Here is a 23717-nt window from a genome sequence, read left to right on the forward strand (position 1 = left end):
TGCAGGTGCGGGGTGCCGCGCGTCTAGGGTCGGGCGGGTGACGTCCGAGACCCCCGCTCCCGCCGTGCCCGACCCTGCCGCGCAGCCCGACTCCGCCGCCCGTGCCGTCCTGCACGACGGTCCCCCCGTCGCCGGGCCGGGGCGCGGCGCGGTGCTGGTGCTGCCCGGTGGCGGCTACCAGATGCGCGCGGCCGACGAGGCCGGCCCCGTCGCGGCGTTCCTCGCGTCCTCCGGGGTGCGGGCGCACTGGCTCGACTACCCCGTGGCGCCCGCCCGCTACCCGGCGGCGCTGCACGAGGTGCTGATCGCCCTGGCCGACCTGCGCGCCGGCCGCCGCGGGGGCGAGCCGGTCGACGGGCCGGTCGCGGTCCTCGGGTTCTCGGCGGGCGGGCACCTGGCCGGGACGGCCGCGACCGCCACCGACGCCGAGCTCGCGGACGCCGCGGCGCTGGCGGGGATCGACCCCGCGGAGGTGCGCCGGCCGGACGCCGCGGTGCTCTGCTACCCGGTCATCTCCCTGGTCGACCACCCGCACCTCGGGTCGCGGCTGAACCTGGTCGGGAGCCCCGACGACGCCCCGGCGCGGGCGCTGTCCGTGGAGAACCGCGTGGACGCGGCGACGCCCCCGACGTTCCTGTGGCACACCGCGGAGGACGCCGCGGTCGGCGTCGAGCACTCGCTCACCGCCATGCGGGCGCTGCGGCGGCACGGCGTCCCCGCGGAGCTGCACGTGTTCCCCCGCGGAGCGCACGGCCTGAACCTCGCGATCGGCCAGACCGCGGGCGAGTGGACGTTCGCGGCGGTGCGCTGGCTCGGCGAGCAGGGCATCGGCTCCGTCGTGCGCTGACGCCGCCCCGGGACGCTGGCCGGAATGCCCCGCCGGCCCGCGCCGTTGCAGGCCACATGCACGCAGTCCTCGCCACGGAGCCCGGTGGGCCCGACGTCCTCGCGCCCGACGAGATCCCCGACCCGTTCTTCGGGCCGCGCGACCTGCTCGTGCGGGTGAGCGCCGCCGGGGTCAACTTCATCGACGTCTACCACCGCAACGGCACCTACCCGATGCCGTTCCCGCACGTCCCCGGCTCGGAGGGCGCGGGCGTCGTCGAGGCCGTGGGCCGCGAGGTCCGGGACTTCGCGGTCGGCGACACCGTCGCGTGGGCGTCGGCCCCGTCGTCCTACGCGGAGCTCGTCGTGGTGCCGGAGGTGATCGCGCTGCCCGTGCCGGACGGCGTGGGCGACGAGGTGGCCGCCGCGCTGCCCCTGCAGGGCATGACCGCGCACTACCTCGTGACCTCGACGTTCCCGGTGCAGCACGGCCAGGACGTGCTGGTGCACGCGGGCGCCGGCGGCGTCGGCCTGCTGCTCACCCAGCTCGCCGTCGCCCGCGGCGCGCGCGTGATCACGACCGTCGGCTCCGCCGAGAAGGAGGCGCTGTCCCGCGCCGCCGGGGCCGCCGAGGTCATCCGGTACACCGAGCTCGGCGACCTCGGCACCGAGCTGCCGGAGATCGTGCGGGACCTCACGGGCGGTGCGGGCATGCACACGGTGTTCGACGGCGTCGGCCGCGACACCTTCGAGGCCTCGCTGGCGTCGCTGCGCCGCCGCGGCGGGCTCGCGCTGTTCGGCGCGTCGTCCGGCCCCGTGCCGCCGTTCGACCCCCAGCGGCTCAACGCCCTGGGCTCCCTGTTCCTCACCCGGCCCACCCTGGGCCACCACACCGCCACCCGGGAGGAGCTGACCTGGCGGGCCGGCGAGCTGTTCGACGCCGTCGCCGCCGGCACGCTCGACGTCCGGGTCGGCGCGACGTTCCCCCTCACCGAGGCCGCCGAGGCGCACCGCGCGCTCGAGGGCCGCGCCACCACCGGAAAGGTGCTCCTCACCGCATGACGAACACGACCGAGCTGACCGTCGAGATCTGGTCCGACATCGCCTGCCCCTGGTGCTACATCGGCAAGCGCCGGTTCGCCGCCGCGCTGGAGGCCTTCGAGCACCGCGAGCACGTCCGCGTGACGTGGCGGTCCTTCGAGCTGCAGCCCGACGCGGAGCCGTCCTCCGCGCACCCCGGGCTGACCGAGGCGACCATGCTCGCGGAGCGCAAGGGCATGCCCGTGGAGCAGGTCCGGCAGATGTTCGCGCAGGTGACGGCCGTGGCCGCCGAGGTCGGGCTGGCGTACGACTTCGACGCGGTCGTCCCGGCCAACACCTTCGACGCGCACCGGCTCGTGCACGTCGCGGGCGAGCTGGGCGGCGCCGGCGCGGCGGCGGACGTCGTCGAGCGGCTGATGAGCGCCCACTTCGAGCACGGCCGCGTCGTCGACGACCTCGACGTGCTGGTGGCCGTCGCCGGCGAGGCCGGGCTCGACACCGACGCCGTGCGCGCGGCGCTGGCGTCCGGTGCGGGGGCGGGCGCCGTCCGCGCCGACGAGGCCGAGGCTGCGGCCATCGGCGTACAGGGCGTCCCGTTCTTCGTCGCCGACCGGCGGCTGGCCGTCTCGGGCGCGCAGCCCGTCGAGGTGTTCGCCCGCCTGCTCGCCCAGGCGTGGCAGGACGCCCACCCGCGGGTGACCATCCCGACGCTGGCCGGCACCGCCGAGGGCGAGGCCTGCGGGCCCGACGGCTGCGCGATCTGAGCCGGCCGGCCCCTCGCACGACGAGGCCCCGCCCCCCGGGAGCGTCCCGGGGGGCGGGGCCTCGTCGTACCGGCCTCCGGCGGGTCAGCGCCGGACGGTCACCGTCACCGGGGCGCTCGTGCTGCCCGCGACCACGTCCGGCTTCGAGGGCACGAACGTCGCCGTGTACTGGTGCCCCCCGACCGGCGCCGTGCGCGGGACGGTGCCGAGCGCGAGGCCCAGGACCACCGGCGACCGGCCGATCACGCGGTCACCCTCGCGGAACTCGACCGTCCCGGACGGGAACCACGTGCCCTCGACCTGGACCCGCGCGACCAGCAGCGTGGGCAGCCAGCTCCCGTACGGCTGCGTCGACCGGCTGGCCGACAGCGTCGTCGTGGAGGGCGTGAGCACCGGGCCCTCCGGCTCCGCCACGGTGAGCGGCAGCGTCACCGTCGTGCCGCTCGGCGCGGCGACGAGGGTCAGGGTGTGCGCCCCGGCCGTCGTGCCCGCCGGGACGGTCACGGCCACCTGCGCCGCGCCGGCCGTGACCGCCGCGGAGCCGATCGACGTGCCGTCCAGCTGCACGTCGAGCGAGGTGTTCTGCGGGGCGCCGAGGCTGGTCAGGTCCAGCCCCGTCACGGGGAACGCGAGCTCCTCGCCCGCGGCGACCTCCTCGGGCAGGGCCGGGACGCCGACCGCCCGCTCGTCGAACTCGGGCGACAGGCCCGGGTTCGCCTCGAGGTACGCGATCCACGCGTCCCGGTCGATCAGCCCGGAGTCGGCGGTGCCGGAGCCCTCGGCGAACACCCGGAAGTTGTCGCCGCCCTGGGCCAGGAACGAGAACGTCCCGATCCGGTACTCCGCGGCCGGGTCGATCGGCGCGCCGTCGACCGTCACCGAGGTGATGCGGCTGCCCAGCGGCTGGGTCTCGTCGTAGGTGTACGAGACGTTGTCCGACAGACCGAGCTGCAGGTACGGCCGCGACGGGATGGTGCCGTCCGCGTTGGTCTGCCACTGCTGCTCGAGCATCGTGACGACCTGGTCGCCGGTGAGCGTCGTCGTCCAGAGGTTGTTCACGAACGGCAGGACCGCGTTGGCCTCGGCGTAGGTGATCGTGCCGTCGGGCGCGTACAGCAGCTCGGCCCGAAGGCCGCCGGGGTTGACGACGCCGATCTGCGCGCCGCCCCGCTCGTCGGACGCCAGGGTCTCCAGCAGCGCGTCGGCCACCAGGTTCCCCAGCGCGGACTCCTTCGAGCGGTCGTCACGCGTGGTGCCGACGTACGTGCCGCCGGGACCGGTGTAGCCGCCGCCCGAGTAGGCGGTGGTGATGTCGGCGGTGACCGAGCCCTTCGGCTGGTTGCCCACCACGGCGGCGGCCGCGATCGCCGCGTCCACGACGGACTTGACCTCCGCGACCCGCGGGTACTGCGCGACGAGCGCGGCCTGGAAGTCGGCCGGGGTCTGGCCGGCCGCGGGGGCGAGGCGCGCGACGTTCGAGCCCGCGAGCGCGGAGACGGCGTCGGTCGCCGGGTCGTAGGTCAGCGTGACCTTGCCGATGTTCTCGCCGTACGAGCCGGTCTGCACGATCGGCCGGGTCCACTCGCCCTCGGTGTCCGGTGCGGCGGGGCCGTACCAGGCGTACTGCTTGTGGGTGTGGCCGGTGAACACCACGTCCACGTCGGCCGAGGTGAGCGTCGCGATCTCCGAGAAGGCGCCGCCCGCGGCGATCTCCTCCTCCAGGGTCGCGCCGTCCGGCGTGCCGGCCCCCGCGCCCTCGTGGTACTCCGCGACGACGACGTCGGCCTCGCCGTTCGCCTCGTCGCCGTCGGAGAGCTGCGCGGCGACGCGGTTGACGGCGTCCACCGGGTCCCCGAAGTCGAGGTCCGCGATGCCGCCGGGGCTGACCAGGGACGGCGTCTCCTGCGTGACGGCGCCGACGACGCCGACCTGCACGCCGTCCACGTCGATCAGCGCGTACTCGTCGAGCGCCGGGTCCTGGGTGCCCTTCGCGTACACGTTGGCGCCCAGGTACGGGAACTCGGCGTTCGTGCCGCCCGCAATCACGCGGTCGACCAGGTCGGCGAACCCGCGGTCGAACTCGTGGTTGCCGACCGCGGACGCCCCCAGGTCGAGGGCGTTCAGCACGTCGATCGTCGGCTGGTCGTCGGCGACCGCGGAGGCGAACAGCGACGCCCCGATGTTGTCGCCGGCGGACAGGAACAGCGCGCCGCCGCCCGCCGCCTCCGCCTGGGCCCGCTGCTGCTCGACCGTGCCCGCGAACGCCACCGTGTTGGCGTCGATCCGGCCGTGGAAGTCGTTGATGTTCAGCAGCGTGAGGTCCACCGGGCCGTCCGGGGCGGTGTCGCCCGCGTCGAGCCCGACGAGCACCGGGTCGTGGTCGGAGGACCGGTACGGGTCCGGCGCGTAGAACAGCGTGCCGTGCGCGTTGTAGCGGCTGTACTCCAGCGCCACGGACTCGCCCGCGTTGATGTTCCAGACGTCCGCGCCCGTCGCCCGGTCCAGGGCCGCCGCGTTCAGCAGCACGTGGTCCAGCGAGCCCGACAGGCCGGAGAACGAGTACGAGTACTCCCCCGCGTCGAGCGCCGTCGTGGCGTCGGTGTAGCCCGCCTCGTACAGCACCTGCAGCGGGTCCTCCTGGGTGTAGGAGTTGAAGTCGCCGAGCAGCGCGACCGCCTCGGCGTCGCCCTGCACCGTGGGCACCCAGTCGCGCAGCGCCTGCGCCTGCCGGACGCGGGACTCGTTGGACGCGCCCTGGCCGTCGCCGGTGTCGGCGTCGCCCGCCCACGGGCCGGCCGAGCCCTTCGACTTCAGGTGGTTCACCACCACGAACAGCTCCTCGCCGCCGCCGACCGGGGCGAACGCCTGACCGATCGGCTCGCGCGCGTTGCCGAACGCCTGGTCGTCGCCGGACTGCGTGCCGAGCGCGCGGGCCTCGCCCACGGTCTCGACGGCCGCCGGGCGGTAGATCAGCGCGTTGGTGATGGTGTCCTGCTGGTCCGCCGCAGGCAGCTCGGCCGACGAGGGCACGTACGCCCACGTCCCCGCGCCCGCGGCGGCGTTCAGTGCCTCGACCAGGGTGGCGAGGGCCTCGTCGGGCACGCCGTCGACCCGGGCGGAGTTCTCGATCTCCATCAGGCCGACCACGTCCGCGTCCAGGGCGTTGATCGCGGCGACGATCTTGTCCTGCTGGCGCTGCAGGTCCTCGGGGTCCCACGCGCCGCGCTGGTCGCAGCCCTCGCGCACGGTGACGGGGTCGCCCGTGCGGTCCGGGTACGCGACGCAGGACGCCGTGTCCGCGCCGAGCGTCGTGAAGTAGTTGAGCACGTTGAACGACGCGACCGTCACGTCGCCGCCCAGGTCCTCCGGCGCCGCGGTGCGGTCGTCCTCGAAGGTCACCGGGACGGACGCGGGGTTCGCGGCGTCCAGCGGCAGCGTCGGGTTCAGCTTCCAGAGGTTGTTGCGGTAGTCCACGACCACGGGGGCGGTGAAGGTCGCCGCCGCGCCCACGCGCACCGGGTCCTCCAGCGACACGTACGGCGGGGTCAGGCCGGTGTTCGCGGCCGACAGGAAGTTGGTGCTGGCGCCGTCGTCGAGCACCACCGCGCGCGCGGCGTTCTCCGCCACGACCTGGTCGTACTCCGGGGTGCCGGGGCGCGCGACCTCGGTGGGCTGCAGGAGGGGCGTCGCCCCGGCGGCCAGGCCGACCTCGCCGTACTGGTTCGTGCTGTAGGTGTTGGTCACCGTCAGGTCGCCCGACGGCAGGTAGAGCATCGACTCCAGCGCCTCGCGGGCCGCGGCGTCCGCGGGCCAGGTGCCGGTGACCGGCTCGACGGCCGCGTCGCCGTCCAGGTGCACCAGGCCGGCGGTGCTCGCGACGGTGATCTCGGTCAGGCCCTGGTACTCCGAGACCGCGCCGGTCACCTGCACCAGGTCGCCGATCGCCACGGCGCCGGCCGTCGCCTGCGAGAAGACGAACACCGCGTCCGACGCCGTCCGCGCCGCCGGGTCGGTGCCGCCGCCGGTGCCCGGCGTCTGGATGACGTACCCGCGGTAGCCGCCCGTCGCGTAGACCGCGGTGACCACTCCCGTCGTCGTGACGGTCTGCCCGGCCAGCGGGGAGGCGTCGCCCGTCCCCTGGACCTGCGCGATCGTGTGCGTGTCCTCCGCCGCGACCGCGGGGGTCGCGGCGAGGGGTACCCCGACCAACGCCCCCACGGCGGCGAGGCTCGCCACCCACCTCGTGCGTGTGCGTACAGCGCTCACCGATGTTCTCCGATCCCCCGGGGCGATGCCCTCGTCAGCAGGCCGCATCACAGTCGTCACACAGCCGGTGACAACGTATGGGCGGTATGTCCGGATAGACAAGCACGAGGGAGGGACACGAAGGTTGCGATCGGGTGAACGCCGGGGCGCCGGGGGTGGTCCGGACGGGCGTCACGGCGGGGCACGGGCGCACGTCCGGTGGGGGCCGTCGTCGTACCGGTGCTACGCGCGCAGCGTCGCGCCGAACCGCCGCTGCGCCTCCGCGACGACCGCCTCGCGCACCGCCGCGGTCTCGTCCGCCGTCAGCGTGCGGTCCGCCGCGCGCAGCCGGAGGGCGAACGCGAGCGACCGGTGCCCGGCGCCCACCTGCTCGCCGGCGTACACGTCGAACAGCCGCGCGCTCTCGAGCACGTCGCCCGCCGAGCTCGCGGCCGCGCCGTCGCGCACCGCCGCCAGCACGTCCGCCACCGGCACGGAGTCCGGCACGACGAGCGCCACGTCCTCCTTGGCCACCGGGAAGGTCGACACCTCGTGGGCGACGACCTCACCGCGCGGCGCGGCGGTGAGCAGCACGTCGAGGTCCACCTCGAACGCGCACGCCCGGGCGGGCAGGCCGAGCGCCGTCACGACCTTCGGGTGCAGCTCGCCGGCGTGGCCCACGAGCGCCCCGTCGACCGTGCGGAACCGCGCGCAGCGGCCGGGGTGCCAGGGCGCCCGGTCGGTGTCGGCCTCGACCAGCAGCTCGACGCCCAGGGTCTCGCCGAGCAGCCGGACCGCGTCGATCGCGTCGGCGTGGTCGGCCGCACGCCCGGCGCCCCACCAGCCGGCGGGCTCCCGCAGGCCGGTCAGCACGCCGGCGACGTGCCGGGGCTGGGCGGGAACGGCCGCGCGGATCGCGTCGAGCACGTCGTCCGAGGGACGCGCGGCCACCGGCGGGACCGGGGCCGAGGCCGTGCCCGCACGCGGCAGGGTCACCGCGCCGACCTCGAACACGGCGAGGTCCGTGGTCCCGCGCGCGACGTTCCGCCGCGCCGTGTCGAGCAGCGTCACGAGCAGCGACGAGCGCAGGTACGGCTGCTCCTCCGACAGCGGGTTCGCGAGCCGCAGCATCGACCGGCGCTCGTCGTCCTGGGGCAGCGACAGCGCGTCGAGCTGCGCGGTCCCGACGAACGGGTAGGACAGCGTCTCGACCCAGCCCGTGTCCGCCAGCACGTCGGCGACGCGGCGGCGGCGGCGCTGCGCGGTCGTCAGCCCGAGCCCGACCGGCGAGCGCGGCACGACCGACGGGATGACGTCGTACCCGTGCAGGCGCGCGACCTCCTCGACCAGGTCCACCGGCTCGGTCAGGTCGGGACGCCACGTCGGCACCGTCACCGGCACCACGGCGTCCGCCCCGGCACCGACGACCTCGCCGACCGTGCAGCCGATCGCCCGCAGGTACCCGGTGACCGCCGCGACGTCCAGGTCCAGGCCGATCAGCCGGCCGGGCAGGGCCACGGGCAGGGTCAGCACCGGCGGCGGGGTCGTGCGGTCGACGTCCGTGAGCACCGGGTCGGGCGTGCCGCCGCCGTGCTCGGCGAGCAGCTCGACGACCCGGGCCACCGCCGCGCGCGGCAGCTGCGGGTCGACACCCCGCTCGAACCGCTTGCTCGCCTCGCTCGGCAGCTTGTGCCGCCGGGCGGTGCGCGCGATCGTCACCGGGTCGAAGTGCGCGGCCTCGATCAGCAGGTCGGTGGTGGACGCGGACACCTCGGTGTCCGCACCGCCCATCACGCCGGCCAGCCCGAGCACGCGCCCGGCGTCCGGCCCGTCGGTGATGAGCAGGTCCTCGGCGTCCAGCGCCCGGTCGACCCCGTCGAGCGTCGTCAGCCGCTCCCCCGCGCGCGCCCGGCGGACCACGATCGGCTCCGCCAGGGTGGCCAGGTCGTAGGCGTGCAGCGGCTGCCCGAGGTCGAGCATCACGTAGTTCGTGACGTCGACGGCCAGCGAGATCGGGCGCATGCCCGCCTGCGTCAGGCGCTGCTGCATCCACGACGGCGACGGCGCGCTCGCGTCGACGCCCCGCACGACCTGCGCGACGAACCGGTCCGCGCCCGGGACGCCGTGCACGGGCGCCTCGTCGCGCAGCTCCACCGCGAAGCCGCCCGTCGTCGCGACGCCGTCCGCACCGGCCGCGCCGACCAGCCCGCGGTCGGTGAACACCGCACCGGTCGCGTGCGAGTACTCACGGGCGACGCCCCGCATCGCGAAGCAGTAGCCGCGGTCCGGGGTCACGTTGATCTCCAGGACCTCCTCGCCGAGCCCCAGCAGGGCGCGGGCGTCGGTCCCCGGGGCGGCCTCGATGCCGAGCTCCGACAGCACGATGATGCCGTCGTGGTCCTCGCCCAGGCCCAGCTCGCGGGACGAGCAGATCATGCCGTCCGAGACGTGGCCGTAGGTCTTGCGGGACGCGATCGCGAACGGGCCGGGCAGCACCGTGCCGGGCAGCGCCACGACGACGTGGTCGCCCACGTCGAAGTTGTGCGCGCCGCACACGATGCCCCGCGGGGTGCGCGAGCCGTCCTCGGCCGTGCCGTTGTGGTCACCCACGTCGACCTGGCACCAGTTGATCGTCTTGCCGTTCTTCTGCGGCTCCGGCACGCGCTCGACGACGCGCCCGACCACGAGCGGGCCCGAGACGGCGGCCGGGTGCACGGCCTCCTCCTCCAGGCCCACGCGGACCAGGTCGGCGGCGAGCTGCTCGGCCGTGATGTCGTCAGGGAGCTCGACGTGCTCGGCGAGCCACGTCAGGGGGATGCGAGGCATCAGATCACCGCCCGGAACTGGGTGGAGAAGCGCACGTCGCCCTCCACCATGTCGTGCATGTCCGCGATCTCGTGACGCAGCATGAGCGTGCGCTCGATGCCCATCCCGAACGCGAAGCCGGAGTACACCTCGGGGTCGACGCCCGCCGCGCGCAGGACGTTGGGGTTGACCATCCCGCAGCCGCCCCACTCGATCCAGCCGGGGCCGCCCTTCTTCTGCGGGAACCACAGGTCCATCTCGGCGCTGGGCTCCGTGAACGGGAAGAACGACGGGCGCAGCCGCGTCCGCGCGTCCGGGCCGAACATCGCCTTCGCGAAGTGGTCCAGGGTGCCCTTGAGGTGCGCCATCGTCAGGCCCTTGTCGACCGCGATGCCCTCGACCTGGTGGAACACCGGGGTGTGCGTCGCGTCGAGCTCGTCGGTGCGGAACACCCGGCCCGGGCACGCGACGTACAGCGGCAGGTCCCGCTCGAGCAGGCTGCGCGCCTGCACCGGCGAGGTGTGCGTGCGCAGCACCAGGTGCGGGTCCGGCTCGCCGTCCGGCGCGGCGACGTAGAACGTGTCCTGCATCTGCCGGGCGGGGTGGTCGGGGCCGAAGTTCAGGGCGTCGAAGTTGAACCACTCGGCCTCGACCTCGGGGCCCTCGGCGATCTCCCAGCCCATGGCGACGAACACGTCGGCGACGCGCTGCTGCAGCAGCTCCAGGGGGTGGCGGGCGCCGCGGGCCCGGCGGTCGGACGGCAGCGTGACGTCGACCGACTCCTCCGCGAGCACGCGGGCGTCGCGCTCGGCGGCGAGCTCGGCCTCCCGGGCGGCGATCGCGGCGTTGACCCGGCCGCGCGCCTGGCCCACGGTCTTCCCGGCGACGGCCTTGTCGGCCGGGGCCAGGCCGCCGATGGCACGGTTCGCGAGGGCCAGGGGGCTCCGCTCGCCGGTGTGCGCGAGGCGGGCGGCCTTCAGCTCGTCGAGGTCGCGCGCGGCGGCGAGCGCCGCCAGCGCGTCGGACACGGCGTGCTCGACGGCGTCGGCGTCGAGCGGGGACAGGGGTGTGTCGGGCGTGGACATCCAGACCTTCTCTGCTGGCACAGCGGGAGCGGCGGCGCGACGGTCGCAGCGGGGGTGCACCCCGCGCGAACGCACCGGCCAACGGGCGAGTCTAGTGGCGCCCGCTCCGGGGCCCGGGAACCGTCCGCGGCGGAGCCGGACGGGACCTGTGCTGCGCGTCAGCGGGAGCCGACGACGGACCCGGGAACGGGCCCGGGAAATCGGCGGCTCGACCGCGAGGGCGTGTCAGTCACGCGTGCCATGCTGCCACAGGGGCCCGGGCCGCGGGCCACCCTTTCCCGGCGGACGACGAGGAGAGACCATGGCCGCCGCACCAACGGGTCCGGACGACGGCGCCGCGCAGCTCGTCGACGCCGACCTGCGCGGCGCCCGGTTCGTGCGGGCGGACCTGTCGGGGGCGGTCATGCGCGGTGTCGAGCTGGACGGCGCCGACCTGGACGCCCCGTGGCTGCTCGACGGCGGCTCCCTGCTCGTCAACGGGGTGGACGTGGTGCCGTTCGTCCGGGCCGAGCTGGACCGGCGGTTCCCGGGCCGCTCCGCCCGGCGCGCCGACGACCCCGACGGCCTGCGTGCCGCGTGGGCGGCCGTCGAGCGCACCTGGGAGGCCACGCTCGAGCGCGTCGCCGCGATGCCGGCCGGCACGGTCGACGTGTCCGTGGCGGGCGAGTGGTCGTTCGCCGAGACCCTGCGTCACCTGGTGATGGCGACCGACACGTGGCTGCGAGGCGCGGTCCTCGGGGTGGATCAGCCGTACCACCCGTACGGCCTCCCGAACGCCGAGTACGCGACGGACGGCTACGACGCGTCGGTGTTCACCACGCGGGCCCCGACGTACGCCGAGGTGCTCGAGGTGCGCGCCGGCCGGGTCGCGATGGTGCGGGACCTGCTCGCCGACGCGACGCCCGAGCTGCTCGCGGAGACCCGCGCGAACCCCTGGGCCCCGGGGCAGCCGGAGACCGTGCTGTCGTGCCTGCACGTGGTCCTCGAGGAGGAGTGGGAGCACCACCGCTACGCGGTCCGCGACCTCGACGTGATCGCCGGGCGGCCCGCGGCCGGCTGAGCGGCGGCGCGCCGGGTCAGGCCGCGCCCTCGGCCCCGAGGGGCCACGCCGCGAGGGTCCGGTACAGGGGCCCGCCCGCGCGCCCCTCGCCCGGACGCGACTCGGCGAGCACCAGCTCCGTGACCGGCCACCGCGGCCCCCGGTACACCGCCAGCGCGTGCACGAGAAGGTCGCCCGGGTCGGGCACCGCCAGGTCCCGGCGCCGGCGGCCCCCGCGGGGCTGCGCGACCCGGCCGAGCGTGAGGTGCGGGCGGGACCGCACGCGGTCGTCCTGCCGGGCACCGATGGCCTCCCCGGCGACCCGGCAGCCGTCGACCAGCGCGTGGACGGCCTCCACCTCCCCGCCGACGCCCGCCCAGAGGGTCCGGTGCGCGAACACCCCGGCGCCCGTCAGGGCCAGGTCGAACGGGTGCCCGCCGGCCGCCACGTCGGCGAGCTCCTCGGCCAGCAGGTCCACCCGGCCCTCGCCGAGGTCGCCGAAGAACGCGAGCGTGACGTGCCAGTTCTCCGCCGCCGTCCACCGGACCCCGTCCGGGCCGGAGCGCCCCGGTGCCGCCTCGGGGTCGACGCCGATCGCCGTCGTCAGCGCCCCGGCGAGGTGCTGCCGGACCTCCGGTGTGGGCCACAGGCCCGCGAAGACGCGCACCGCACCAGCATGCCCGACCCGGGGTGACCGGGCGCGGGGCGCGCGCTCCCGACCGTCAGCGGTGCGCGCGCGACGAGGCGTACAGGCAGACGGCCGCCGCCGTGCCGAGGTTCAGGGACTCCGCCCGCCCCCGCAGCGGCACCCGGACGACGGCGTCGGCGCGGTCGCGGTCCTCGGACGGGAGACCCCACGCCTCGTTGCCGAACAGCCAGGCGGTCGGGGCGCGCAGGTCGGCCGCGGCACCCGTCCCGGCGTCCCGGGCGGCGGCGTCCTGCAGGTCGTCCAGGTCGAGGTCCCCGGAGCCGTCCGCCGCGAGCACGGCCAGCCCGGCGGCGCGCAGGGCGACCACCGCGTCCGCGACCGGGACCCCGGACACCACCGGCAGGTGGAACAGCGAGCCGGCCGTGGACCGGACGACCTTCGGGTTCGTCGCCTCGACGCTCTCCCCGGCGATGACCACGGCGTCCGCACCGGCCGCGTCCGCGACGCGGATCACCGTCCCGGCGTTCCCGGGGTCCCGCACGCGCGCCAGCACGGCGACGAGCGACGGCCGGGTGGCGAGCACGGCGTCGAGGGCGCCGGCGTCCAGCGGGCCGACGAGGCCGGTGTCGTCCGGGCGGCGCTCCCCCGGTGCGGCGTCCGCGACCGCGAGGACACCCTGCGCGTCGGGCGACATCGCGGTCAGCACCTCGTCGGTGCCGAGGTGCAGGTGCAGCCGGGCCGCCGCCGCGTCCTCGACGATCTCCGCGTACCGGTCGGCGGCCTCCTGCGTCAGGTACACGTCGACGACGAGGTGCGGCGCCCAGCGCACGACCTCCCGCACCGCCTGCGGCCCCTCCACCAGGTACCGGCCCGCGCGCCGGCGGCCCGCACGCGCCGCGAGGGCACGGACGGCCTTCACGCGGTCGGCGTGCGGGTTCGCGAGCAGGGGGGCGAGCGGCGGGCGAGCGGCCCCGGGGCCGGCGTGCGAGGTGCTGGACACGGGACCATCCTCCCGCACCGGTCCGACCGGCCGGCGCCCGCGCCGTCCCCGGCCGGCCGATCCCGGCACCGCCCGTCCCGGCACCCGTGCGGCAGGCCGCCCCGGCACGCCGCTCCGGCGGTCGCCCCGCAACCGCCCCCGCACAAGGACTGCGCCCCTCCGCGGGGACTGCGCCCCTTGCAGCGGGCGCAGTCTCCGCTACCGGGCGCAGTCCCCACCCCGAGGCGCACTCGCCTCCGGGCTCAGCCCCCCGGCCGGGGAGGGGCAGACCCGCGCCCGGGGCTCTCCGGACGCGCGAGACCCCCGCGTGCCCGGGGGCTCGCGGGGGTCTCGAGGATGCGTGGCGCCGGCGGACCGGCGCTGCGCGGGTGCTGCGGTGCGTCAGGCCGCGGCGCGCGGCGCGTTGACGTCGGCCGGCAGCGCGTTCTTGGCGACCTGGACCAGCGCGTTGAACGCCGGCGCGTCGTTGACGGCCATGTCGGCCAGCACGCGACGGTCGACCTCCACACCCGCGAGCTTAAGGCCCTGGATGAGGCGGTTGTAGGTCATGCCCTGCTCGCGCGCCGCCGCGTTGATCCGCTGGATCCACAGCTTGCGGAAGTCGCCCTTGCGCGCCTTGCGGTCGCGGTAGGCGTACACGAGGGAGTGGGTGACCTGCTCCTTGGCCTTGCGGTACAGGCGCGAGCGCTGCCCGCGGTAGCCGCTGGCGCGCTCGAGGGTTGCCCGGCGCTTCTTCTGGGCGTTGACCGCCCGCTTCACGCGTGCCACGTGATGCTCCTTGCTTCGTTATCAGGTCGGCGTGGGGCCGCGGCGCTCGCGCGCCGACGGGTCACTTGCCGAGCAGCTTCTTGATCTTGGGGGCGTCGGCGGGCGACATGACCTGGTCGGCCGCGAGGCGGCGCGTGCGACGGCTGGACTTGTGCTCCAGCAGGTGGCGGGCGTTGGCCTGCTCGCGCATGATCTTGCCGGTTCCGGTGATCCGGAAGCGCTTCTTCGCACCGGAGTGCGTCTTGTTCTTCGGCATGGCTGCCGTGTCTCCTTGTCGTCGCATCGCGCCGAGGGGCGCGACTCGTCCGTCCGGTCCCGGCGGGGTCCGGGCGATGGTGGTGCTGGTCAGGCGTTCTGCGACCCGCCGGACGACTGGCCCCGGGGGGCCGGTCGCGCCGAGGGGCGCGGGCTGGGTGCCGGCCGCGGCGCGGGCCGCGGGGTGGGCGTCGCCGTCGTCCCGGCCGCGGGGCTGGGGGTCGGGCGTGCGGCGGGCGTCGCGGGCCGGGTGGCCGGCTTCGGCGCCGTGGCGGGCTTCGGGGCGGCGGCCGGGCGGGCGCGGCAGCCGGCCTCGGGGCCGTGCGGGCTTCGGCGCCGCAGCCGGACGCGGCGCAGCAGCGGGCGCGGGCGCGGCGGCAGGGGCCGGAGCAGCGGGCTCGGCCTCCGGCCCGGCGCGGCGGCCGGCTCGGGAGCCGGGGCAGCGGCGGGTGCCGGGCAGCGGCCGGCGCAGCGGCGGGGGCCGCGGTCTGCGGCGCCTCGTCCTGCACGGCCTCGTCCTCGGCGGCCTGCGGCAGCGGCTCGCGCTGGGCGCGGGCCTTGCGCTGCTCGATCTTCTGCTCGGCCTTCTTCTTCACCGGGCCGAGCACCATGATCATGTTGCGGCCGTCCTGCTTCGGCATGCTCTCGATGAAGCCGAGCTCGGCGACGTCGGCCGCCAGCCGCTGCAGCAGGCGCACGCCCATCTCGGGGCGCGACTGCTCACGGCCACGGAACATGATCATGACCTTGACCTTGTCGCCCGCGGCGAGGAACCGCTCGACGTGGCCCTTCTTGGTGCCGTAGTCGTGCGGGTCGATCTTGAGCCGGAACCGGATCTCCTTGAGAACCGTGTTGCTCTGGTTGCGCCGGGCCTCGCGGGCCTTCATGTCTGCTTCGTACTTGAACTTGCCGTAGTCCATGATCTTGCAGACGGGCGGACGGGCGTCCGGGGCGACCTCGACCAGGTCGAGGTCGGCGTCCTGGGCCAGGCGCAGTGCGTCCTCCACGCGGACGATGCCGACCTGCTCGCCGTTCGGGCCGACCAGGCGGACCTCGGCGACGCGGATCCGATCGTTGATGCGGGGCTCGCTGATGTGGTGCTCCTCGAAGTCGTCGTGACGACCGCCAGGAACGAGGACGGCCCCCGGACCTGGGCACAGGCGGGGGCCGATCGGATCCACGGCGCGCCACGCGAGGCGGTACGCCGTCGGGCCGGGCTCCCCGCGAGGGGCGCACGGCCTGGACCGGGACCTGGACCCTGTCGCCGGCGAACCGGTCGGGCGGGACTCAGGTGGGATCAGCTCCACTTGTGCACCTGGATCGTCCGGCGTCCCGCGAGTGCGAGGACGCAGTCCGACCCAGGCCAGTCGCAGACAACTGTACCAGAGCCCGCGCCCCGGCCGGGTCGGGAGCCGACCGCGCCCGCGGGCCGACGTGACACGCCGTCAGATACCTCCTTGAACCATTCCAGAAAGCGTGCCAAGGTGGTGCTCGTGACACTCGACCAGCACGCACCGGGGACGCCGCCGGCGCCGCCAGCGCCTGCGTCGCCCGCCGACGTCCTCCGGGAGCGCGGGCTCCGCGTGACGGCGCCCCGCCTCGCGGTCCTCGAGGCCGTGGAGGCGCTGCCGCACGCTGACGCGGACGCCGTCCTCCGGCACGCCCGCACCGCCCTGCCGACGGTCTCCGTCCAGGCGGTGTACGACGTGCTGCACGCCCTCACCGACGCCCGGATCCTGCGTCGCATCGAGCCCGCCGGGCACCCCGCCCGGTACGAGCGGCGCGTCGGCGACAACCACCACCACATCGTCTGCCGGCAGTGCGGGGCGGTCGGCGACGTCGACTGCGCCGTCGGCGAGGCGCCCTGCCTCACACCCAGCTCCACCTCGGGCTTCACGGTCGAGACCGCCGAGGTCACGTTCTGGGGCCTGTGCCCCGACTGCCGCGCGGCGGGCTGACCCCGCACCGGCGCAGCACCACCGATCACCACTGACCACCGGTCGGGCGACCCCGCCCCACCGGTCCCCGGCACGCCCTCGCACGGCGTGCCGCCGACCCGGAAGGACACGTGTGACCCAGGTCCACCCCACCACCAGCAACTCCGGCGCCCCGGTCGCCTCCGACGCGCACTCGCTGTCGGTCGGCGCCGACGGCCCGATCGTCCTGCACGACCACTACCTGGTGGAGAAGCTCGCGCAGTTCAACCGCGAGCGCGTGCCCGAGCGCGTCGTGCACGCCAAGGGCGGCGGAGCCTTCGGCACCTTCACGACCACGGGCGACGTCAGCCGGTACACCCGCGCGGCCCTGTTCCAGCCGGGTGTCGCCACGGAGATGCTCGCGCGGTTCTCGTCCGTGGCCGGCGAGCACGGCTCCCCCGACACGTGGCGGGACCCCCGCGGCTTCGCGCTGAAGTTCTACACGTCCGAGGGCAACTACGACCTGGTCGGCAACAACACCCCGGTGTTCTTCCTGCGCGACGGCATCAAGTTCCCCGACTTCATCCGCTCGCAGAAGCGCCTGCCCGGCTCCAACCTGCGCGACAACGACATGCAGTGGGACTTCTGGACCCTGTCCCCCGAGTCGGCGCACCAGGTCACCTGGCTGATGGGCGACCGCGGCCTGCCGCGGTCGTGGCGGACCATGGACGGCTTCGGCTCGCACACCTACCAGTGGATCAACGCGGCCGGCGAGCGGTTCTGGGTGAAGTACCACTTCACGACGCAGCAGGGCATCGACAACCTGACGGCGGACGAGGCGGCGCAGCTGGCCGGGTCGGACGCGGACCACCACATCCGCGACCTGTTCGAGCACATCGCCGACGGGGACTTCCCGCGCTGGACGCTGTCGGTCCAGGTCATGCCGTACGAGGACGCGAAGACCTACCGGTTCAACCCGTTCGACCTGACGAAGGTGTGGCCGCACGCGGACTACCCGCTCATCGAGGTCGGCGTGATGGAGCTGAACCGCAACCCGGAGAACTACTTCGCGCAGATCGAGCAGGCGACGTTCGCGCCGAGCAACTTCGTCCCGGGCATCGCGACCAGCCCCGACAAGATGCTGCTCGCGCGGATCTTCTCCTACGCGGACGCCCACCGGTACCGCGTCGGCACGAACCACCAGCAGCTGCCGGTGAACGCGCCGCGGTCCGAGGTGCACTCGTACTCCAAGGACGGCGCCGCGCGGTACTCGTTCAACGCGCCCGACGTCCCGGTCTACGCGCCGAACTCCATCGGCGGCCCGGCGGCGGACCCGGCCCGCGCGGCCGAGTCCGGCGGCTGGGAGTCGGACGGCGAGATGGTGCGCTCCGCCGCGACCCTGCACCCGGAGGACGACGACTGGGGCCAGGCCGGCACGCTGTACCGCGAGGTGTTCGACGACGCGGCCCGCGCCCGGTTCCTCGAGACGATCACCGGCCACGTGGGCGGCGTGAAGAGCGACGTCATCCGCGCCCGCGCCGTCCAGTACTGGACGAACGTGGACGCCGGCCTCGGCGCCGCGCTCGCCGCCGCGCTGGCCGGCACCGCCCCGCAGGAGACCGGCGAGCCCGCGACCGCGAGCACCCCGGTCGCCTGACCCGGGCGACAGCGCCCTGCAGCACGACGCCCGCCGTCCGGGAGCAGTCCCGGGCGGCGGGCGTCGTCGTGCCGCGGTCGCCGCTCCGGCGATGAGAGGATCGCCCGCATGAGCGAGACCCCCGACCCCTCGACCGCCACCCGCGACATCGCCGACGTCGCCGCGGTCGAGGTCATCACGACCGCCGCCGTGCACCTGATGAGCGCCGCCGCCGTCAAGTGCGGCCTGTCCCCCGACACCGACGACACCGCGGGCAGCGACTACCTGGACCTCGACGAGGCCCGGAAGCTGATCACCGCCCTGGCCGCGCTGGTCACCGCCTCGGCCCCCGACATCGGCAACCAGCACGCCCGCTCCCTGCGCGACGGCCTGCGGTCGCTGCAGCTCGCGTTCCGCGAGGCGAGCCCGTTCCCGGACGCCCCCGGCGAGGGCCCCGGCGAGAAGTTCACGGGCTACGTGTCCTGACCCGCGTCGCGGGCGGCCCGCCCCCGCGCGGTCCCGGCGGGGTGCGTCAGCCGGCGGTCGGCGCGTCCTGCGGGAGCGGGCGGGCCGGCACGTCGTCCGCACCCGCGGGTGCCGGCGTCGGGACGACGCCCTCCGGCGCGGTCCCGGCACGCTCGACCGCCGGCGCGGCCGCGACGCCCCCGGAGCGGCGACGCACCGCCGCCAGCACCACGAGCCCCAGCACCGACAGCACGAGCCCGACACCGCCCGCCGCCGCGAACCCGGACCACGGGCCGAACGAGTCGATCACCGCGCCGACGACCGGCGCACCGAGGGCCGCCCCCACCGTGTTGGCGGTCCCGCTCCAGCCCATGACCTCGCCGCGCCGGTGCTCGGGGACCATGCGGACGAGCGACGCGTTGATCGCCGACAGCGCCGCGGCGCACGGGAGGCCCGCGATCACGACGGCGACCGCCAGCTGGGCCTGCGTCTGGGCGAGCGCCGCCGGGAGCGTGGCCGCGCCGAGCAGGGCCACCAGCGCCAGCGGGTGCAGCTCGCGCTTCTGGGCGCCGTAGACCAGCCCGCCGACGACCGACCCGACGCACCACAGCGCGATCATCCAGCCGACCGCGGGCTCCTGCCCCCAGCCCTCGAGCGCCGCGACGATGCCGACGTCCGTGCCGTTGAGGATCAGGGCGGCGGCGGACGCGGCGGCCAGGACGACGAGCAGGCCCGGGGTGAGCAGGCGGCCGGGGCGACCGGCGGGCGCGGGCCCCGCACCGGTCTGGGCGGACCGCGTCGGCGGGTTGAACCACATGAGCAGCAGCCCGGCGCCCACCGTGGCGACGCCGACGAGCGTCAGCGCGGCGGTCGTGGACACCTGGGTCGCGACGAGCACCCCGACGGTCGGCGCCAGCATGAAGGTCATCTCGGTGCCCACCGAGTCGAGCGCGTAGGCGGTGCGCTGCTGCTCCGGCGGCACCAGCACCGCGAGCGACTGCCGCACCACGGAGAACACCGGCACCAGGAACACCCCCGCGACGACGGCCGCGACCAGCAGCGCCTCGTACCCGAGCCGCGGCGCGATCAGCCACACCGCCGACTCGATGACCACCGAGGGCAGCAGCGCCCGGCGCAGCCCGAGCCGGTCCACCCGGCGGCCGCGCCACGGGGACCCGATCGCCACGCCGACGGTCATCGCCGCGGCGACCAGGCCGGCGCGGGCGTACCCGAGGCCGAGCGGGCCCACCACGTGCAGGGTGAGCACCACCCCGGTCATCGCGTGCGGGACGCGGGCGACGAAGGCGACGAGGACCAGGGGCAGGACACCGGGCAGGCGCAGCAGGCGGGCGTAGGGGGCGAGGGACACCCGAGGATTCTGTCCTGCCCGGCCCGCCCCCGACGACCGGAATGCGCCGGGCGCGCCGTCCGGCCCGCGGTGATCTTGGGCACGTCCTCGGCGGGCGACCGTATGGTGGTGCCGTGACGTCTGCCACCGGGCCGCTCGACCCGACCGGCCCGCCGCGGCCGACCGGGTCCTCGTCGTGGCCGGGCCCCGGCACCGCCCCCGGCCCCACCGCGGTGCACCCCGACGACGCCGACGGCGTCCGTCCCGCCGAGCCCGCGCGCCCCCCGCACGACCACGCGCACGTCGCACCCGCGCCGCCGCGTCGCCGCCGGCCCTGGGCCGTGGTGGTCCTGTCGGTCCTGCTGGTGCTCGTCACCGCGCTGTCCGCGTACCTGTGGGTCCGCACGGTCCGGTACGAGGAGTACGCGCAGGACGTCGAGGACCAGGCGCGGACCATCGGGACCGAGCTCGCGACGCTGCGCACCGAGCACGAGGGCACGGTCGGGGAGCTCGCCGCCGTGAACGACCAGCTCGCGACGGCCCAGACCCGGATCACCGAGCTCGCCGACGAGAAGGCCCAGGTCGGCGACGACCGGGAGGTCCAGCGGCAGCTCGTCGACTACCAGCAGCGGGTCTCCCAGGCGGCGGCCAACGTCGCCTCCGCGCTGTCGACGTGCATCGAGGCGCAGAACCAGCTGATCACCTACCTCGAGGACGCGGCGGCCTACGACCCGGCGGACCTCGCGCGGTTCAAGGGCGACGTGCAGGGCGTCTGCGCCGTCGCCACCGAGGCGAACACCGAGCTCCAGCGCCAGCTCGCGGCCGGGGCCACCGGGTGAGCCGCACCGCCCGCACCACCCGCACGGGCGGCGTGGTCGTCGTGCTGCTCCTGGCGGGCTGCGGCGTCCTGCCCCCGATGCCGGGCCCCGCGCCGACCGACCTCGTGCCGTCGAGCGTCCCCGTCGCCACCCCGTCGTCCTCCGGCAACCTGTCCCCCGACGGCTTCGACGCGGCGCAGCGGATGGCCGTGCGGATCCGGAACGTCGGCTGCAACTCCCTGTCGACGGGGTCGGGCTTCGCGATCGACGAGTCGACCCTCATCACGAACCGGCACGTCGTGGCGGACTCGGCGGACCTGCAGCTGTCGACGTACGACGGCCGGGACGTCGCGGTCACGGCGTCGTCCACCGCGGCGCTCGCCGACCTCGCCGTGGTGCGCACCGCCGACCCGCTGCCGACCGCGCCGGGCCTCGCGGACGCCGACCCCGACCCGGGCGACGAGGTCACGGTCGTCGGCTACCCGGAGGGCGGCGCCCTGACCGTGACGAGCGGGCAGGTCATCGGTGCGACCACCGACCCGCTGAACGAGAACCTCGGCCAGGTCCTCGTGACCAACGCCGAGGTCGAGCCCGGCAGCTCCGGCTCCGCGGTCCTCGACTCCGAGGGACGGGTGGTGGGCGTCGTGTACGCGAAGAACTCGACCGGCCAGAGCTTCGTCGTCCCCGTCAGCACCCTGCGCCAGCTGCTGGCGGACGAGGCCTCGTTCACGGCCACCACCTCCTGCGAGGGCTGAGCCCGGGACCCGGAGCCGCCGGCGCGCGGCCCCTGGTGCGGCCGGGGGCGTCGTGCCACGGTGGAGGGACGCACCTGCGCATCGGAGGACCACCATGCCGGACGACTCCCGCCTCGACCTGTCCGCCCTGACCCGAGCCGCGGACGACCTGCTGTCCGTGCGCCGCGTCTTCGGGGAGCCGTACGCGCACGAGGGCACCCTGGTGGTGCCGGTGGCGAAGGTGATGGGCGGGCACGCCGCCGCCGACGCGCACGGCGACGCGCGGCTCGGGCTGCGCCGCGGCGCCCGCGGCGGCCCGACGGCTCCCGGGGTCGCGGTCGCATCACCGGCGCCCGGGGCGGAGGGCCCGGCGGACGACCTGCCGGCGCAGGCGGGCGACGGCGGCTCCGGCGCACCGGCGGGGTCACCCGAGGTCGCCGCGCGCGGGCTGTGGCACGGCCGGCCGGGCCACGGGCTCGGCGGCGCGCGCCCCTCCGGACGGGGCGGCGCGCAGGCGGACGCCGGCGCGTTCGCGGCCCGCGTGAAGCCGCTCGGGGTCTACGTCATCGCCGCGGACGGCGTGCGCTGGCAGCCCGCGCTCGACCTGAACCGGGTGATCCTCGGCGGGCAGGTCGTCGGAGCGGTGGCGGTGCTCGCGCTGTCGTGGGCGCTGCGTCGCCGGCGCCGGTGAGGCGGCCCGCCCGACCGCCTCAGCGCAGCCGGACCTCGAGCGAGTCCACGCGCTGCGCGACCGCCTCCTGAGCGGCGAGCGCCTCCCCCACGCGCGCCAGCACCGCGTCGAGCGCCGTGCGGTCCAGGCCCGGCACGAGGGTCAGCACGACGGCGACCTCCGCGCGGTTCCCGGGCACCGCGTCGACGTCGACCACGGGCGACGCCGGGGCTGCGGGACGCCGGAACAGCGAGCGCCGCGACGCCTCCGCGGTTACCGGCCCGACCGCGGCGAGCACGGCCGAGCGGACCGCGTCCCGCACCTCCGGGTCGACCGCCGGCCCCGTGCCGTCGTCCGCGACGGCGGGGCGCCAGGGCTGCTGCTGCGCGAGCGCCCACACCGCGGGCCGCGGGACGAGCACCGTCGTCGGGCCGCCCGCGTCGAGCACGAGCAGCTCCCAGCCCTCGTCGACCGCGGACAGCGCGGCGCGCGCGATCTCGGTCGGCACGGGCCGGGCGTCGGAGCGCCACGCCGCCATCGCCGCCACGGACGAGAACACCGGCAGCGCCGTCCGGCCGTCGGGGGCCTGCAGGGCGACGATGCCCGCGGACGCCTCCTTGTCGACGGTGTGCGCGTGCCCGGCGACCTCGACCGTCTCCGACGCCTCCAGCTCCGCCAGCACCGGGACGAGCACCCGGGTACCGGCGAGCGCCGCCACGACCCCCGCCGCGGTCCCGGTCCCGGCGGCGACGGCGTCGAGCGCCGCCACGACCCGGGGGTCGGCGCTGCCGTCGTCGCCGGCGAACGCCGACGTCGGCGGCAGCTCCCTGCCGGTCACGGGCGCCCGGCGACGTCCAGCGCCTCGGGCAGGGTGAACGCCCGGGCGTACAGGGCCTTGCCGACGATCGCGCCCTCGACGCCCTCGGTCACGAGCGCGCGCAGGGCCCGCAGGTCGTCCAGCGACGAGATGCCGCCGGAGGCCACGACCGGCGCGTCCGTGCGGGAGCAGACCTCGCGGAGCAGGTCGACGTTCGGGCCGCGCAGGGTGCCGTCCTTGGTGACGTCGGTGACGACGTACCGGGAGCAGCCCGCGGCGTCGAGCCGGGCCAGCACCTCCCACAGGTCACCGCCCTCGCGGGTCCAGCCGCGCGCCGCGAGCGTCGTGCCGCGGACGTCGAGGCCGACCGCGATCGCGTCGCCGTGCCGGGAGATCGCGTCGGCGGTCCACTCCGGGTCCTCGAGGGCGGCGGTGCCGAGGTTGACGCGGGTCGCGCCGGTGCCGAGCGCGCGCTCCAGCGACGCGTCGTCGCGGATGCCGCCCGACAGCTCGACCTTCACGCCCTTGCCCGCGAGCACCTGCGTCACGTCCGCCAGCAGGTCGGCGTTCGACCCGCGGCCGAAGGCGGCGTCGAGGTCGACCAGGTGGATCCACTCGGCGCCGCCGGCGTGCCAGTCGAGCGCGGCGGCGAGCGGGTCGCCGTAGGAGGTCTCCGAGCCGGCCTCGCCCTGGACGAGCCGGACGGCCTGGCCGTCGGCGACGTCGACGGCGGGCAGGAGCTGCAGACGGTCGGACATGGGACTCCTCGTTCGGGGGCGTGCGCGGTGCGGCGGTGCGGTCGTGCGGGGTTCGGTGCCCGGGGTGCGGGACGGTGGG

20 protein-coding genes and 1 pseudogene are annotated in these 23717 nt (G+C 76.0%); 10 read left to right on the plus strand and 11 right to left on the minus strand.

What is annotated here, in order from left to right:
* Positions 1–37: 37 nt before the first annotated feature.
* Genes QNH85_RS06395 through QNH85_RS06405 form a run of 3 tightly spaced genes read left to right on the plus strand, consistent with a single transcriptional unit; the run spans position 38 to position 2630 of the window.
* A complete protein-coding gene (locus QNH85_RS06395) occupies positions 38–847 on the plus strand; it encodes an alpha/beta hydrolase (protein WP_282945386.1) in 810 nt (269 codons plus the stop codon).
* A gap of 56 nt (positions 848–903) precedes the next feature.
* On the plus strand, positions 904–1887 hold the full coding sequence (locus QNH85_RS06400; protein WP_282945387.1) for a quinone oxidoreductase family protein: 984 nt from the start codon (positions 904–906) through the stop codon (positions 1885–1887).
* Positions 1884–2630, plus strand: a complete 747-nt coding sequence (locus tag QNH85_RS06405) for a DsbA family oxidoreductase (protein ID WP_282945388.1) — start codon at positions 1884–1886, stop codon at positions 2628–2630. Before QNH85_RS06400 ends, QNH85_RS06405 begins: the two co-directional genes overlap by 4 nt.
* Positions 2631–2714: 84 nt before the next feature.
* Here QNH85_RS06405 and QNH85_RS06410 read toward each other — a convergent pair whose 3' ends face one another.
* From QNH85_RS06410 to pheS, 3 genes are all read right to left on the minus strand, one after another.
* Complete coding sequence (locus tag QNH85_RS06410) at positions 2715–6944, minus strand: ExeM/NucH family extracellular endonuclease (RefSeq protein WP_428830365.1); 4230 nt, start codon at positions 6942–6944, stop codon at positions 2715–2717.
* A gap of 174 nt (positions 6945–7118) precedes the next feature.
* Positions 7119–9701: a phenylalanine--tRNA ligase subunit beta gene (gene pheT, locus QNH85_RS06415; RefSeq protein ID WP_282945390.1), complete on the minus strand. Its 2583-nt coding sequence runs from the start codon at positions 9699–9701 to the stop codon at positions 7119–7121.
* Positions 9701–10765 carry a phenylalanine--tRNA ligase subunit alpha gene (gene pheS, locus QNH85_RS06420; protein ID WP_282945391.1) on the minus strand — a complete coding sequence of 355 codons (1065 nt, stop codon included), beginning with the start codon at positions 10763–10765 and terminating at the stop codon, positions 9701–9703. The genes pheT and pheS overlap by 1 nt, the downstream gene beginning before the upstream one ends.
* Before the next feature lie 301 nt (positions 10766–11066).
* Between pheS and QNH85_RS06425 the strand changes: the two genes are divergently transcribed.
* Complete coding sequence (locus tag QNH85_RS06425) at positions 11067–11825, plus strand: DinB family protein (RefSeq protein ID WP_282945392.1); 759 nt, start codon at positions 11067–11069, stop codon at positions 11823–11825.
* A gap of 16 nt (positions 11826–11841) precedes the next feature.
* On the opposite strand, the gene thpR is transcribed toward QNH85_RS06425, so the two are convergent.
* The 5 genes and pseudogenes from thpR to infC form a co-directional block, all read right to left on the minus strand.
* Positions 11842–12471 carry an RNA 2',3'-cyclic phosphodiesterase gene (thpR, locus tag QNH85_RS06430; RefSeq protein WP_282945393.1) on the minus strand — a complete coding sequence of 210 codons (630 nt, stop codon included), beginning with the start codon at positions 12469–12471 and terminating at the stop codon, positions 11842–11844.
* Positions 12472–12526: 55 nt separating this feature from the next.
* A complete protein-coding gene (locus QNH85_RS06435; protein WP_282945394.1) occupies positions 12527–13453 on the minus strand; it encodes a TrmH family RNA methyltransferase in 927 nt (308 codons plus the stop codon).
* 381 nt (positions 13454–13834) lie between these two features.
* On the minus strand, positions 13835–14221 hold the full coding sequence (gene rplT, locus QNH85_RS06440; protein ID WP_213283593.1) for a 50S ribosomal protein L20: 387 nt from the start codon (positions 14219–14221) through the stop codon (positions 13835–13837).
* Positions 14222–14282: 61 nt separating this feature from the next.
* Positions 14283–14477, minus strand: coding sequence for a 50S ribosomal protein L35 (gene rpmI / locus QNH85_RS06445; RefSeq protein WP_213283610.1), 195 nt, complete (start codon positions 14475–14477; stop codon positions 14283–14285).
* A 646-nt stretch (positions 14478–15123) separates the two neighbouring features.
* Positions 15124–15783 (minus strand): annotated as a pseudogene (gene infC / locus QNH85_RS06450) (translation initiation factor IF-3); the annotation flags it as partial.
* Between the two features lie 276 nt (positions 15784–16059).
* Here infC and QNH85_RS06455 point away from each other — a divergent pair.
* The 3 genes from QNH85_RS06455 (at position 16060) to QNH85_RS06465 (ending at position 18514) form a co-directional block, all read left to right on the plus strand.
* Positions 16060–16434 carry a Fur family transcriptional regulator gene (locus tag QNH85_RS06455; RefSeq protein WP_249669455.1) on the plus strand — a complete coding sequence of 125 codons (375 nt, stop codon included), beginning with the start codon at positions 16060–16062 and terminating at the stop codon, positions 16432–16434.
* A 112-nt stretch (positions 16435–16546) separates the two neighbouring features.
* Entirely contained in the window at positions 16547–18049 is a 1503-nt protein-coding gene (locus tag QNH85_RS06460; RefSeq protein WP_282945396.1) for a catalase, read from the plus strand.
* Between the two features lie 108 nt (positions 18050–18157).
* Positions 18158–18514, plus strand: a complete 357-nt coding sequence (locus QNH85_RS06465) for a DUF1844 domain-containing protein (RefSeq protein WP_213283842.1) — start codon at positions 18158–18160, stop codon at positions 18512–18514.
* A 46-nt stretch (positions 18515–18560) separates the two neighbouring features.
* Here the strand turns inward: QNH85_RS06465 and QNH85_RS06470 are convergent, their stop codons facing one another.
* Entirely contained in the window at positions 18561–19862 is a 1302-nt protein-coding gene (locus tag QNH85_RS06470) for an MFS transporter (RefSeq protein ID WP_282945397.1), read from the minus strand.
* Between the two features lie 113 nt (positions 19863–19975).
* Between QNH85_RS06470 and QNH85_RS06475 the strand changes: the two genes are divergently transcribed.
* The 3 genes from QNH85_RS06475 (at position 19976) to QNH85_RS06485 (ending at position 22084) form a co-directional block, all read left to right on the plus strand.
* The gene (locus QNH85_RS06475) at positions 19976–20680 is read left to right on the plus strand and encodes a hypothetical protein (RefSeq protein WP_282945398.1); all 705 of its coding nucleotides are present in this window, start codon (positions 19976–19978) and stop codon (positions 20678–20680) included.
* Complete coding sequence (locus tag QNH85_RS06480; RefSeq protein WP_282945399.1) at positions 20677–21414, plus strand: S1C family serine protease; 738 nt, start codon at positions 20677–20679, stop codon at positions 21412–21414. The genes QNH85_RS06475 and QNH85_RS06480 overlap by 4 nt, the downstream gene beginning before the upstream one ends.
* 94 nt (positions 21415–21508) lie before the next feature.
* Positions 21509–22084 (plus strand): hypothetical protein, encoded by a 576-nt coding sequence (locus tag QNH85_RS06485; RefSeq protein WP_282945400.1) that lies wholly within the window; start codon positions 21509–21511, stop codon positions 22082–22084.
* A gap of 19 nt (positions 22085–22103) precedes the next feature.
* Here the strand turns inward: QNH85_RS06485 and QNH85_RS06490 are convergent, their stop codons facing one another.
* On the minus strand, positions 22104–22901 hold the full coding sequence (locus QNH85_RS06490) for an SseB family protein (RefSeq protein ID WP_282945401.1): 798 nt from the start codon (positions 22899–22901) through the stop codon (positions 22104–22106).
* Positions 22898–23638, minus strand: coding sequence for a bifunctional 1-(5-phosphoribosyl)-5-((5-phosphoribosylamino)methylideneamino)imidazole-4-carboxamide isomerase/phosphoribosylanthranilate isomerase PriA (gene priA / locus QNH85_RS06495; protein ID WP_213283845.1), 741 nt, complete (start codon positions 23636–23638; stop codon positions 22898–22900). Before priA ends, QNH85_RS06490 begins: the two co-directional genes overlap by 4 nt.
* Between the last annotated feature and the right edge of the window lie 79 nt (positions 23639–23717).

The sequence above is a fragment of the Cellulomonas endometrii genome (assembly GCF_949769265.1).
Lineage (GTDB): Bacteria > Actinomycetota > Actinomycetes > Actinomycetales > Cellulomonadaceae > Cellulomonas > Cellulomonas endometrii.

Excerpts from the sequence above, each read along its gene's own strand:
- QNH85_RS06410 (WP_428830365.1), bottom strand. The coding sequence starts at position 6,944 with ATGCGGCCTGCTGACGAGGGCATCGCCCCGGGGGATCGGAGAACATCG.
- QNH85_RS06465 (WP_213283842.1), top strand. The coding sequence starts at position 18,158 with ATGAGCGAGACCCCCGACCCCTCGACCGCCACCCGCGACATCGCCGAC.
- priA (WP_213283845.1), bottom strand. The coding sequence starts at position 23,638 with ATGTCCGACCGTCTGCAGCTCCTGCCCGCCGTCGACGTCGCCGACGGC.
- QNH85_RS06405 (WP_282945388.1), top strand. The coding sequence starts at position 1,884 with ATGACGAACACGACCGAGCTGACCGTCGAGATCTGGTCCGACATCGCC.
- pheT (WP_282945390.1), bottom strand. The coding sequence starts at position 9,701 with ATGCCTCGCATCCCCCTGACGTGGCTCGCCGAGCACGTCGAGCTCCCT.
- QNH85_RS06485 (WP_282945400.1), top strand. The coding sequence starts at position 21,509 with ATGCCGGACGACTCCCGCCTCGACCTGTCCGCCCTGACCCGAGCCGCG.
- pheS (WP_282945391.1), bottom strand. The coding sequence starts at position 10,765 with ATGTCCACGCCCGACACACCCCTGTCCCCGCTCGACGCCGACGCCGTC.
- rpmI (WP_213283610.1), bottom strand. The coding sequence starts at position 14,477 with ATGCCGAAGAACAAGACGCACTCCGGTGCGAAGAAGCGCTTCCGGATC.
- QNH85_RS06400 (WP_282945387.1), top strand. The coding sequence starts at position 904 with ATGCACGCAGTCCTCGCCACGGAGCCCGGTGGGCCCGACGTCCTCGCG.
- QNH85_RS06425 (WP_282945392.1), top strand. The coding sequence starts at position 11,067 with ATGGCCGCCGCACCAACGGGTCCGGACGACGGCGCCGCGCAGCTCGTC.